We start from the raw sequence: 12,823 nt of genomic DNA on the forward strand, positions 1-12,823 counted from the left end.
AGACCCGCGGCACTTGACCCTGATGCGCCGTTCTCGTCCGCGCTCGGCTGAGGTCGCCGTGACGCTTGGGAGGGGGGCATGATCATCCGTCGGGCTGAGCCGAGCGACCGGGCGCGCGTCGCCGCGCTCCAGGCGCAAAGCTGGCGCGATGCCTATCGGGGCATCCTGCCGGCCGACTATCTTGCCCATCGCCTCGATGCCGATATCGCCCGTCATTGGCGGGCGGTCGAGATCGGCGACGAGGATATCGTCCTGGTCGCCGAAATGGACGGCGAGCTTGCCGGCTTCATCTCCGTCTGGGTCCGGCCGACGCCTTTCGTCGACAACCTGCATGTGCGGCCGGGCCTGCGCTCCAAGGGAACGGGCCGCCGGCTGATGGCGGAAGCGGCGCGCCGCCTCCTGGAGGCCGGCCATGCCAGCGTCTATCTCTGGGTTGTGGCAGGCAACGAGGGGGCGATTCGCTTCTACGAGCGCCTGGGCGGACGCCGGGGCGAACTGGTGGAGAAGGACGCCTTCGGCAACACGACGTCGTGCTACCGCATCGCCTGGGACGATCTCGCCCGCCTCGCCGGCGACTGATCAGCCGGGCGCGCCGCGCCCCTCAGATCTTGCGGCTGGCGCGCAGGAACGGGTTCGGATTGACGGCCTTGCCGTTGCGGCGCGTCTCGTAGTGCAGATGCGGGCCGGTGGAGCGGCCCGTGGAGCCGACCCGTCCGATGATCTCGCCCGCCTCCACGCGCTGGCCGGCCTTCACTTCGACGCGCGACATATGCGCGTAGCGCGTGACGATGCCGTGGGCGTGTTCGATCTCCACCATCTTGCCATAGCCGCCGTTCCAGCCGGCCTTGACGACCCTTCCCGGCCCGGTGCTGCGCACCGCCGTGCCGGTCGCGGCACTGAAATCGACACCCGAATGCAGCGCCGGACGGCCGAGAAAAGGATCGGTGCGGTAGCCGAAGCCGGAGCTTCGCCGAGCCTTGATCGGGCTTCCGAGCGGCAGGGCGGCGAGATTGGAGCGCATGACGCGCAGATCCTCCAGCCGCGCATAAATGGCATCGATGCTTTCCACGAAGGCGAGGCCTTTGAGGGCGGCGTCCGAATCGGCCGGGATGAAGGGGCCGCCGGTGGCCGCCGCGTCGCGCGCGGAGGGCGGCACCAGATGCGCAAAGCCGATCTTGGAGAGCGCCGCTTCCAGCCGAACGGTCTCCTGCAGCGAAGCGGCGCTGAGAGCGGCCGCGGCATTCGATTGAACCTGCAAGGTGCTCTTCAGGGCGGTGTCCATGTCGCGCAGCAGCGGCCGGAAATGCTCGCCATGGACGGCGCTTGTGCGCTCAGGCTCCAGCTGGGGATCGGTGGGCGGGGCGTCGGCCGTGGAGCGGCGCAGGATGCTGCCGGTGATGAGGCTGGCCTGCGACGCGCTTTCGCCGGCATAGGAGAGGGCATGCCCGGTCGCTGCCTCTGCGGGCGCGCTCGCGGCCCGCGCCTCGGCCACGCCCGGCCCGTCAGGGCGCGGCTTGGGCGTTGCCACCGGCAGCGAGGGGAAGGGCAGGCCGGCGGCGCTGGCGCTGTCGATCACCTGATCGAGGAGCGCCTGGCGGCGCAGGATCGCCTGCTGGCGGTCCGAAAGCGTGGCGACCTGCTCTTCGATCGATTGGGTCTCCACCAGATGCTTGCTGGTCATCCGGTCGAGTTCGGCCCTGAGGCGCGCGATACGGTCCTCGTAGGTGTATTGCAGATCGACCTGGCGGGCGACGGCTGCATCCAGGAGGCCGTCACGGTAGATGAGATAGCCGGTCGCACCGACATAGCCGAGACCGAAGGTGATGAAGACACCTGCCACGGTGCCGAACAGCCATGGCCGGAACGGATAGGCCTTGAGCTTGCCGCCGCGGGCGATGAACAGGCGCGGGGGTTCTTTGCGGCGGCCAAAGGGAACGTGTTGAGCTTGTGAGGGACGCATCGGCGCGGGTTGAGGAACCTGATTGCTGTGCGTCCCGAACCTCGCAGTTTGTGGTTAACGTCTGGTTTCCGGCGGCCTGTGCCTCGCGTTAATTGGCGACCATGCGGGCCGCTTCCAGCACATCCTCCGCATGGCCGGGGACTTTCACCTTGCGCCAGATGCGGGCGATGAGGCCGTCGCGGTCGATGAGGAAGGTTGAGCGCTCCACGCCCATATATTTCCGCCCGTACATGGATTTCTCCACCCACACGCCATAGGCCTCGCACACTTCCTTCTTCTCGTCGGAGGCGATGGTGACGGCGAGGCCGTGCTTGGCCTTGAACTTGTCATGGCTGGCGGTGCTGTCCGGGGAGATGCCGACGATGCGCGTATCGGCGCCCTTGAAGGCCGCCGCATTCTCTGAGAAGGCGATCGCCTCCTTCGTGCAGCCGCTGGTATCGTCCTTCGGATAGAAGTAGACGACGACGGGGTTGCCACGCTGGGCTGAAAGCGAGAAAGAGCCGCCGCCATCGGTCGGCAGAGTGAAGTCGGGGGCCTCGTCGCCGACGTCGAGTGCCTTCGCCATGTGGTCATCCTTTCGTCTTCTTTGCTGAGCAGGGAGAGCGGAATGGCCGTGTGCCGATCCGCTAAAGCGACTACACTCAGCCACCGCTTCGGGCCGAGCGGGACCCGATCCGGGAGGAGAAGCTGTCCGAGACCGCCAAGTCAACTGGCGAAAGCCCGGCCTCACATGGCGTTGGCCCGGCCCGGCGCCGTCTAAGGCCAGGCTTGCGCTCTCTGGTTGTCCTCGTTGCCGTCTTCGCCCTCGTCGTCACGCTGGCGCTGGGCGCGCTCGCCTGGAGCCTGAGTGGCGAGGGGATGAGGTCCGCCTGGCTTGGAGAGCGCATCGAGGCCGAGCTCGGCAGGCGCCTGCCGCCCGGGGCGGAGGTCAGCCTTGGCGATGCGCGCGCCTATTGGGAGAACGGCGTCGGCATCGTCCTGGAAGGCAGCGACGTCGCCTTCAGCTTCGGCCCGGCTCTGGCGGTGCAGGCACGCTCCGTATCGGTCACCTCGCCCTTGCCGGGTTGGCGGCGCGACTGGCTGCGTCCAGAGCGTGTGCGCATCTCGCACGTCAAGGTTTCCATGGAACTTCCCGAGACGGAGAATGTGGGAACGCGCGCCGATCGGCTGCGCTCCTTTGCCCGCGCTTTCGCGCAGGGTTTCGTGGAGGCCGATACCGCCATGCGCCAGATCGGCTTTCGCGAGTTCGAGGTGAAGAATGTGGAGCTGTCGCTGCCGCAATCGGAGCTTGCGTCTTTCGGCGGCCAGATCACGGAATTCAGCTGGCAGCCGCTCGGCCCCGATCGCAGCAAGCTGTGGCTGCAGGCAAGCGCTGCGGGCGGCTTCTGGTCGCTGACGGTGGAGCGCAATCGCGAGGCGAGGGCCGATATCGTGGAGGTGAGCCTTGCCGACCTGCCGCTGGGCGCCCTGGCGCCGACCCTGACGAACCCGCAGACGCCGCAGAGCTATGACGGGACGCTGCAGCTTCGCACGCGCCTGCGTGTCGATGCGGCGAGCGTGCAGGCCTATGGCGAAATGGCGCTCAGCCCCGGTCTCGTCGTCATCGACAACGACGGCAGTTTCCAACTCGCCAGCGCCCAGCTCGATTTCGCCTTGCCGCCGGAGGGCGAAAGGCTCCTCCTCGGCCAGGCGCTCGTCGCCACCTCCGCCGGGAATTTCGGTCTGGCGGGCGTGCTGGATCTGCCTGGGAAGGAGCAGCCGATCGCCCTTAGGATGCGCATGCCGGAAGGCATCGTCTTCGCCCGCGACGGCAGCCAGCGGCCCGTGCGCGGAGACTTCGCCTTGGCTCTCGACAGCGCCGGCAACCTGTCCATCGACCGCGCTATCCTCGTCAATCCGCAGGGCAATCTCAGCATCCTCGGGAGCTTTAGGCAAAGCGGGGAATCGGCGGGTCTTGCGCTCGCTCTGTCGGCAAGCGAGATGCCCGCCTCGCTCCTCGTAGACCTGTGGCCGAGCTTCATCGCCCCGGGCACCATCCGGTGGCTGCAAGACAACGTCAAGGCCGGGATAGTGGGCCCCGGCAGCTTGCAGATCGCGCTCCCGCCGGATCATCTCGGCCCGGCCGGAAAGGACAAGGTGCTGCCCGACTATGCGCTTTCCGGCACCATCCCGTTCCGTGACGCCCGCTTCACGCCGACCCCCGATCTGCCGGAGGTGGCGAATGCCGACGGCACGGTGCAGCTCGCCAACGCCACGGCGACCATTTCGGTGAGCGAGGCGGACATCGCCAGCCCACCCTATCCGGCGCTCTCCGCCGCCGGCTCGCTCTTCATCGTGCCCGATCTCGGTGGGCCGGATGCGACCGGCGACTTGACGCTGCGGCTGGTCGGGCCGGCGGACGGCCTGGCCGCGCTCTCCAATACCGGGCCGCTGGACGTGGCGCGCTCCAAGGGCATCGATCCCTCCGAGCTTTCGGGCGTTGCGGATCTGTCGCTCTCGGCCTCCATCCCTCTCAACAAGAACGCCTCCATGCTGTCGGTGGTGCCGGATTTCCGCCTTGCCTTCAGCGATTTCTCCAGCACCGCGAAGATCGAGGGGCGGGAGATCTCCGAGGCGGATATCACGCTGAGCGGCACGCCAGATTCCTATCGCATCACCGGAAAGGCGCGGCTGGACGGCATCGAGGCCTCGATCGACGTAGCCGCCGGCGAGGGGGAAGGCGGCAGCGACGTCGATCTCGTTCTCGACGACGCGGCGCGCAAGCGCCTCGGCATCGATACCGGCGAGTATCTTTCCGGGCCGATCGGCGTCTCCGTGACGCGTACCGAAGGCGATGCGGAGCTCATCAGCCTCGACCTCACCCAGGCGCGCGTGCGCTTTCCCTCGCTCGCCTGGGAAAAGGGGCCGGGCGTTGCCGCCAGGGCCGATTTCCGCATGGTGGAGAACGAGAGCGGGCGCGAGATCAGCGAGCTCTCGGTGATGGGCGACGGCTTCCATGCCGCTGGCTCTTTCGCCCTTGATGGCGATGGCAATGTCATGCGCGTCGATCTCGGCGAGGTCGCGCTGCGGCCGGGCGACGATTTTTCCGTTACGGCGCGCTCGGACGGCGAGAGGCTGGAGGTGCGCGTCAGCGGCCAGCAACTCGATGCGCGCGGCCTGGTGCGGACGCTGAAGGAGAGCGAGAGCGGCTCTGAGGGCGACATGCTGCCCATGCGGCTCGATATCGATCTGGCGCGCGTGAAGGGCGAGAACGGCGTCATGGCGCGCGCCGTTGAGGGCACGATGAACGTGGCGGCGGGGCGCCTGCGCGCCGTCGCGCTGACGGCCGGCATGGGCGTGGGCGAGGTGGAATGGAAGATAACCGAGAGCGGATCGGCCCGCGAGCAGACGGTGAATGCCAGCGATGCGGGGGCTGTGCTGCAATTTGCCGATCTCTACGGGCGCGTGCGCGGCGGGCGGATGCTTCTGGCCATGCGCGGGCCGCTTGGCGAGGATGCAGCGGCCGGCGAGCTCCTCATTCACGATTTCCGCATCGTGGAGGAGGCGACCTTTGCCGAGGCGGTGAAGCCGGTGGCCCGTTCCGGCACGCGCGCCCGCGAGGAGATCCTGCCGGACATCGATGCCAGCGATCTCGGCTTCGCCAAGCTGCGCATCCCCTTCCGCATGGCCAAGGGCGTCGTCTCGATCGACGAGGCCTATCTGCGTGGGCCTGTCCTCGGCGCCACCGCCAGCGGCACCATCAATCTGACGGACAGCAAGATCGCCCTTTCCGGCACCTTCATCCCCGCTTTCGGGATCAACAATCTGGCCGGCTCCATCCCGATCATCGGCCAGATCCTCGGCGGCGGGCACAATGAGGGCCTCGTCGGCGTGACCTTCAAGCTCTACGGCCCGCTCGACGATCCGGTCTCGGAGATGAACCTGATGTCGGCGATCGCGCCGGGCATCTTCCGGCGCATTTTCGAGTATCGCTGAGAGGGCAAGCTCAAGAAGCGCGCAGCAGGGCGTGGCGCTTGCGGCCGCTGGAGAGCTTGATGGCGCCCGCCTCGTTGAGGTCGGCCGGGCCGAGCGTTGCGCGCTCGTCGCTCACCGCCGCATCGTTCACCTTGATGCCGCCGCTGCGGATCAGCCGGCGAACCTCGCCGTTGGAGCTCGCCAGCCCGGCCCGCACGAAGGCGGCGAGGACGCCGATACCGGCCTCGATCTCCGCGCGCGGCACCTCCACCGTGGGCAGATCCGCGCCGGTCTCGCCCGCCTCGAAGGTAAGGCGCGATGTCTCCTCCGCCGCCAGCGCCGCCTCCCGTCCATGCAGGAGCGCGGTCGCCTCCGTGGCGAGCGCCTTCTTGGCCTCGTTGATCTCCGAGCCTCCAAGCGCCTCCAGCTTGGCGATCTCCGCAAGCGGCATTTCGGTGAACAGCCGCAGGAAGCGCCCGACATCGGCGTCCTCCACGTTTCGCCAGAACTGCCAGTAGCCGTAGGCCGGCATGAACTTCTCGTTCAGCCAGACGGCGCCTTGCGCCGTTTTGCCCATCTTGGCGCCGGAGGCGGTGGTGATCAGCGGGCAGGTGAGGGCGTAGAGCTGGTCGGTGCCCATGCGCCGGCCAAGATCGATGCCGGAGACGATGTTGCCCCATTGGTCCGAGCCGCCCATCTGCAGCACGCAGCCGGTGCGCCGATGCAGCTCCACGAAGTCGTAGGCCTGGAGGATCATGTAGTTGAACTCCAGGAAGGAGAGCTCCTGGTGGCGGTCCAGCCGCATCTTCACCGATTCGAAGCTGAGCATGCGGTTGACGGAAAAATGCCGGCCGACATCGCGCAGGAAATCGATATAGTTCAGCGGCGCCAACCATCCGGCGTTATCCATCATCACCGCCGCGTTTTCGCCCTCGTAGTCGACGAAGCGGGCGAAGACGGTCTTCAGGCTCTCCTTGTTGTCCTCGATGTCCTGCAGGCTGAGGAAACGACGGGCCTCGTCCTTGCCGGAGGGGTCGCCGACGCGCGTCGTTCCCCCGCCCATCAGCGTGATCGGCTTGCCGCCGGTCTTCTGCAGCCAGCGCAGCATCATGATCGACAAGAGATGGCCGACATGCAGGGACGGGCCGGTGCAGTCGTAGCCGACATAGGCGGTCACGCCGCCCTTGGCGGCGAGCGCGTCGAGCCCCTCCGGATCGGAGCATTGATTGATGAAGCCGCGCTCGGAGAGAACGTTGAGAAAATCGGATTTGAAGCTGGGCATGTCGGTTGTCTGAATGCGAAGATGGGCGCTTCCCTTATCACTTCAGCGACCGGAGCGCGAAGAGAGTGGCGAAAATTTGCACTTCCATCGGGATCATCAGCGGCACCTCCATGGATGGCGTCGATGTCGCATTGCTGCGCTCCGACGGCGTCGCCCTTGAAGAGCTCGGCCCGACCGCGACTTATCCGCTGCCGGAGGCGGACCGTGCGCTGCTGCGGCGGGCCATGGCGGCGGCGCGGCAGGATCAAGGCGCGCGGACCGATCCAGCGATCGCCGAGGCCGAGCGCGCCGTCAACGCCACGCACGAGGCGGCCGTGCGGCGCTTTGTCTCCGATCACGGCGTCCCGCTGCACAAGGTGGATTGCGTCGGCTTTCATGGTCAGACGATTTTTCATGCGCCGGAAAGGGGCGTGACCGTGCAGCTCGGCGACGGCGCGGCGCTCGCGCGCCGGCTCGGCCGGCCCGTCGCCTGGGATTTCCGCAGCGCCGACATGGCCGCCGGCGGCGAGGGCGCGCCCCTCGTGCCGGTCTACCATCAGGCTCTGGCGCTTCGCATGGGGCAGAGCCTGCCGATTGCCTTCGTCAATATCGGCGGTGTCGCCAATCTAACTTATGTCGGCGAGGACGGCACGCTGATCGCCTTCGACACCGGCCCGGGCAACGCGCCGATCGACGATCTCGTCCGCGCTCGTCTCGGCCGCGGCTTCGACGCCGATGGAGAACTGTCGGACCAGGGCAGTCCCGACAAGGCGCTCCTCGAAGAATGGATGCGCCATCCCTTCTTCGCCCGTCCGGCGCCGAAATCGCTCGATAGGGACGACTTCACGCTCGAAGGTCTCGACCGGCTCACGACCCAGGACGCCGCGGCGAGCCTTGCGGCATTCTGCGTTGCGGCGATTGCCCGTGGCACGGAGCTGTTTCCGGCCCCCTGCCGCACCTTCGTGGTCTGCGGGGGCGGGCGCCGCAATCGCGGTCTGATGCGCCTCCTCGCCGAAGCACTGGCGCCGGCCGAGGTGGCGCCGGCGGAGAGCTTTGGCTTCGACGGCGATGCTGTCGAGGCGCAGGCCTTCGCCTATATGGCCCTGCGCGTCGCGGAGGGACTGCCGCTCACCTTCCCGGGTACCACCGGCGTGCAAGCGCCCATGCCCGGTGGACGTTGGAGCGAGCCGGTCACCGTCGATTAACCTCAGATCAAGTCTTTGCGCGCATTATCGGGCACGAGTATGTGAGCTCGGGTCCGTATTCTATGCGTATGATTAAGCTTCCGTTTCCGAAGAAGTTGAAGACATCGGACAAAGCGGAAGAGCATATCCTTGCCGGAGCGAAGGCAAAGGCGCGGCTGAGCCAGATCAGCGGCAGCCCTGGCGAGGACATGTCCGAGCCCGCGCAGGTGCCGCCATCGACCGACGAGGCTGGGCGAGCGCCCGAGGCTCAGAAAACGCCGCAAGAGATGCAGGCGCACGAGCCGGCTCAGCCGCAGGTACAGGACGCGCAGGCCGGCCAGGAAGCCGATCGGGGCGCCGATCCGGCGCCGGGTCGGGCCAAGAAGCGGAAGAAACCGGCAAGAGGCAAGCAGCGACGTCTCTTCGCTCGCAAACAGCCATCTGCGCCGAAGCTGCCGCGCGAGCGGCGGGCTACCTCCGGCGACCGCACCGTCTCTGTTGTGGTGATCGTCGTCGGCCTTCTCGTCGCCGTCACCATGACGGGCATTGTCTATCTTCAGGCCGAGCGGCTGTTTGAGGCCAGTGTTCGCGGCGAGGCCGTGGAGCGGGCGGAATTTCTCGCCGAGCGTCTTGCCGGGCAGTCGCTTTCAGGCAGCGCGCGCTCGCGCGAGGCCGAGGCGGTTCTGAAGGATACGCTCGCCAAGTCGGACGTCTTCCGGATTGAGCTGCGTGGCGCCGACGGCGAGATGTTGCGCGTCCTCAGCGATGAAGACAGCCCGAGCCCGAGCCGCGTCGCGGCGGAGGGTGCCCTGGCCAGCCTTACCGAGCCGGCTGCGGGTGGTACGTCCTGGCGCGGCTTTCATGGCGACGGGCTGCGCACACCGGCCTATTACAGCGGCACGCTGGTCCCGGTCGCCGGCGCGGAGCCGACCGAGACGCTTGCCCTGTTTATCGACCATGGCTCCGAAAGGGCGCTCTTCTGGCAATGGCTGAGCGGCATTCTTGGCGCCATCCTGGCGTTGGCGATGATCGCCTTCACCATTCCGGCTGTGAGCCTGTTGCTGCGCACCAAGCAGAAGCGCGATGTCTATGAGAAGCTGACCTATGTGCGCGACCACGACACGCTGACGGCGCTCTCCAACCGCGAGCAGTTCCTGGCGACGCTGGATGTGGAGATCCGTCGCCATGCCGATCAGGGTCAGCGCCTCGCCCTGCACTACATCGATATCGATCGCTTCAAGGAGGTCAACGACACCCATGGGCATCTGGTGGGTGATGAGTTCTTGAAGCAGGTCGCCGAGCGGTTGCGCGATCTTGCCGACCGGCCGGAACATGTCGCCCGGCTTGGCGGCGACGAATTCGCCATCATCCAGACACAGGCGGGCGGCGTGAAATACGCCGAGATTCACGCCCGTCGCATCGGCTCGGTGCTGAACGGCCTTTATCGCATCGACGGCGAGGAAGTGGTGGCGAGCGCCTCCATCGGCGTGGCCGTGGCGCCCGAACATGGCGAGAACGCCGTGGAGCTGATGAAGAACGTCGACCTTGCCCTCAACAAGGTGAAGTCCGGCGGGCGCAACGACGTGTCCATCTTCACCTCCGAGCTGACATCCTCCATGCAGGGCCGCTTGGAGATGCAGGCGATATTGCGCCGCGCCTTCCGTGAGAAGTGGTTCGTTCTCTACTTCCAGCCGCAGTACAATCTCGCCACCCGCAGGCTGACCGGCTTTGAGGCGCTGTTGCGGCTGAAGCATCCTGAAAGGGGCGTGGTCTCGCCGGCGGAGTTCATTCCGGTCGCCGAAGAGACCGGCATGATCGAGCCGCTGGGCGAATGGATCTTGCGCGAGGCCTGCCGCACGGCGAGCCTGTGGCCGGAGCCGCTGACGCTGGCCGTCAATCTCTCGCCGGCGCAGTTCAAGAAGGGCAATCTGCCGAACCTCATCAAGAATACCCTCAAAGCGAGCGGCATGAAGCCGGAACGTCTGGAGGTGGAGATCACCGAGGGGCTGCTGTTGGAGAGCTCCAACCGCGTCTTGTCGCAGCTGCGCGAGATCAAGAAGCTCGGCGTCGGCCTCGTCATGGACGATTTCGGCACCGGCTATTCCAGCCTTTCCTATCTCTGGCGCTTCGCCTTCGACGGCATCAAGATCGACCGTTCCTTCGTCCATGGCGTCGGCGCCGGCCGGCATGTGGAGCGGCTCTTGCGCTCTATCATCATGATCGGCAAGTCGCTCAGCCTGAAGGTGACGGCAGAAGGCGTGGAGAGCGCCGAGCAGGCCCATTTCCTGCTCTCCAACGATTGCGCCCACGTCCAGGGCTTCCTCTTCGGCTGGCCGGTTCCGAAGGAAGAGGTGCCGACGATGATTGCCAAGGATATCCGTGTCGGCACCCGCGAGGCGCAGGCGCGCTCGCACGGCAAGGGCAAGGGCAAGGCGGCCGGGGCCGACCCGCAGCGCGAGGACGAGGCGGCCTGAGAGCCGCCCGGCGTCCTATGCCGTCACTTCCTCTAGCCGCTTTTCCAGATAGACCGAGCAGCGCTCGATAAGGTCGTCGACCTGGCCCTCGAAGAAGTGGTTGGCGCCCTTCACCAGCTGCTGCTCGATGGTGATGCCCTTTTGCGATTTCAGCTTGTCGACCAGGGTCTGCACCGCTTCCGGCGGAGCGACCCGGTCCGCCTCGCCATGGATGATGAGCCCGGAAGAAGGGCAGGGGGCGAGGAAGGAGAAGTCGTAGATATTCGGCTGCGGGGCGATCGACATGAAGCCCTCCGCTTCCGGCCGGCGCATCAAAAGCTGCATGCCGATCCAGGCGCCGAAGGAGAAGCCGGCGATCCAAACGCCGCGCGCATCCGGATGCAGGGTCTGCACCCAGTCGAGCGCCGCGGCCGCGTCCGAAAGCTCGCCCACCCCATGGTCGAAGTAGCCCTGGCTGCGCCCCACGCCGCGGAAGTTGAAGCGCAGGGCCGTGAAGCCGCGCTCCTGGAACATGTAGAAAAGCCGGTAGACGATCTGGTTGTTCATCGTGCCGCCGAAACGCGGATGCGGGTGCAGCACGATTCCGATCGGCGCGGTCTTGGACTTGCCCGGCTGATAGCGCCCTTCGAGGCGGCCGTCCGGGCCGGGAAAAATCACTTCTGGCATGTTATATGACTCTCAGCGGGAGGATTCTTGACACAGCCTACGCCCCTCCCTACAACTTAGTTTGGAATAATTCAAAAGAATGGCGTATGGCCGCCGCAAAGGGCGGGCGGTATCTAAACACTATGTGTTCGGCCGGTTGCAAGAACAAAGCGGCTGGCCCGGCAGGGGCGAAGATGAGCGGCGACAGGATTTATCTCGACGCCAATGCGACGCAGCCGTTACGGCCTGCGGCGCGCGCTGCGATGCTGTCCGCTCTTGACGTCGTCGGCAACGCCTCCTCGGTGCATCTGGAAGGCCGGCAGGCGAGGAGCTTGATCGAGGAGGCGCGCGAACAGGTCGCCGCGCTCGTCGGCGGAGCCCCCGAACGGCTCGTCTTCGTCTCAAGCGCGACGGAGGCGGCCAATTGGGCGCTGACACCGCTCAACGACGCGGAAGAGCTTTTCGTCAGCGCCATCGAGCATCCCTGCGTCCTGGCCGGCGGCAGTTTCGCGCCGCAGCGCGTGACGAGCGTGCCGGTCACCGCTGCCGGGATCGTCGATCTGGAAAAGCTTCGCCGGATGCTCGGCGCCTGCGCCGAGGCGGGTCGGCGGCCCGTTCTGGCGCTGATGCTGGCCAACAACGAAACCGGCGTCCTCCAGCCGGTCGCCGAGGCCGCCGCGATGGTTCACCAAGCCGGCGGTCGCCTTATCTGCGATGCCGTTCAAGCGGCCGGCCGCATTCCCGTTTCCATGACGGGGCTCGGCGCCGACCTTCTTTTCCTTTCCTCGCACAAGCTTGGCGGCCCGCACGGCGCCGGCGCGCTTCTGGCGGCGCGCGAGGAGGATTTTCCCAGCCCGCTCGTCAAGGGCGGCGGCCAGGAGAAGCGCCGCCGGGCCGGCACGGAAAACATGCTTGCTATAGTCGGATTTGGCGTTGCAGCCCATGAGGCGCGTCACCATTTGGACGAGAGAGACCAGATGGCCGCGCTGCGCGACCGGCTTCAGGCAGCGATCCGCGCCTTTACGCCTGGCGCGATTCTTGCCGGGGAAGACGCTGAGAGGCTTCCCAATACCGTGCTTTTCGCGGTGCCCGGCCTGGCCAGCGAGACCGCCGTGATCGCCTTCGATCTGGAAGGCGTCGGGCTTTCCTCCGGCTCGGCCTGTTCGTCGGGCAAGGTTGCGCAAAGCCACGTTCTTGCGGCGATGGGCTTCCCGGTCGGGTCGGGCGTGAGGGTCAGCTTGCCGTGGAATGCCACGGATGCGGATGTGGACAGGTTTCTTGACGTCTGGCGGGCGATCCATCATCGGATGGCGCCGGGCCGGGCGGCTTGAGGATAATGAAGGAG

9 protein-coding genes are annotated in these 12,823 nt (G+C 66.7%); 5 read left to right on the forward strand and 4 right to left on the reverse strand.

Annotated features, from left to right (window positions below; all coding sequences use genetic code 11):
* The first annotated feature begins 78 nt into the window (after positions 1-78).
* Positions 79-579, forward strand: coding sequence for a GNAT family N-acetyltransferase (locus Q331_RS20430; protein ID WP_051630761.1), 501 nt, complete (start codon positions 79-81; stop codon positions 577-579).
* A gap of 22 nt (positions 580-601) precedes the next feature.
* Here the strand turns inward: Q331_RS20430 and Q331_RS20435 are convergent, their stop codons facing one another.
* Entirely contained in the window at positions 602-1,960 is a 1,359-nt protein-coding gene (locus Q331_RS20435) for a M23 family metallopeptidase (protein WP_034491344.1), read from the reverse strand.
* 88 nt (positions 1,961-2,048) lie between these two features.
* The gene (locus Q331_RS0106940; RefSeq protein ID WP_026380079.1) at positions 2,049-2,525 is read right to left on the reverse strand and encodes a peroxiredoxin; all 477 of its coding nucleotides are present in this window, start codon (positions 2,523-2,525) and stop codon (positions 2,049-2,051) included.
* A 203-nt stretch (positions 2,526-2,728) separates the two neighbouring features.
* Here Q331_RS0106940 and Q331_RS0106945 point away from each other — a divergent pair, with 203 nt between their 5' ends.
* Positions 2,729-5,935 carry a YhdP family protein gene (locus Q331_RS0106945; protein ID WP_026380080.1) on the forward strand — a complete coding sequence of 1,069 codons (3,207 nt, stop codon included), beginning with the start codon at positions 2,729-2,731 and terminating at the stop codon, positions 5,933-5,935.
* 10 nt (positions 5,936-5,945) lie between these two features.
* On the opposite strand, the gene tyrS is transcribed toward Q331_RS0106945, so the two are convergent.
* The gene (tyrS, locus tag Q331_RS0106950) at positions 5,946-7,196 is read right to left on the reverse strand and encodes a tyrosine--tRNA ligase (protein ID WP_026380081.1); all 1,251 of its coding nucleotides are present in this window, start codon (positions 7,194-7,196) and stop codon (positions 5,946-5,948) included.
* A gap of 65 nt (positions 7,197-7,261) precedes the next feature.
* On the opposite strand from tyrS, the gene Q331_RS0106955 reads away from it, so the two are divergent.
* The gene (locus tag Q331_RS0106955; protein ID WP_322786491.1) at positions 7,262-8,380 is read left to right on the forward strand and encodes an anhydro-N-acetylmuramic acid kinase; all 1,119 of its coding nucleotides are present in this window, start codon (positions 7,262-7,264) and stop codon (positions 8,378-8,380) included.
* Between the two features lie 95 nt (positions 8,381-8,475).
* Positions 8,476-10,833: a putative bifunctional diguanylate cyclase/phosphodiesterase gene (locus tag Q331_RS20440; RefSeq protein WP_169738474.1), complete on the forward strand. Its 2,358-nt coding sequence runs from the start codon at positions 8,476-8,478 to the stop codon at positions 10,831-10,833.
* A 15-nt stretch (positions 10,834-10,848) separates the two neighbouring features.
* Here Q331_RS20440 and Q331_RS0106965 read toward each other — a convergent pair whose 3' ends face one another.
* Positions 10,849-11,499, reverse strand: a complete 651-nt coding sequence (locus tag Q331_RS0106965; RefSeq protein ID WP_026380083.1) for an alpha/beta hydrolase — start codon at positions 11,497-11,499, stop codon at positions 10,849-10,851.
* 173 nt (positions 11,500-11,672) lie between these two features.
* On the opposite strand from Q331_RS0106965, the gene Q331_RS0106970 reads away from it, so the two are divergent.
* Entirely contained in the window at positions 11,673-12,809 is a 1,137-nt protein-coding gene (locus Q331_RS0106970; RefSeq protein WP_026380084.1) for a cysteine desulfurase family protein, read from the forward strand.
* Positions 12,810-12,823 lie beyond the last annotated feature (14 nt).

This window comes from Afifella pfennigii DSM 17143, from assembly GCF_000688515.1.
GTDB classification, from domain to species: domain Bacteria; phylum Pseudomonadota; class Alphaproteobacteria; order Rhizobiales; family Afifellaceae; genus Afifella; species Afifella pfennigii.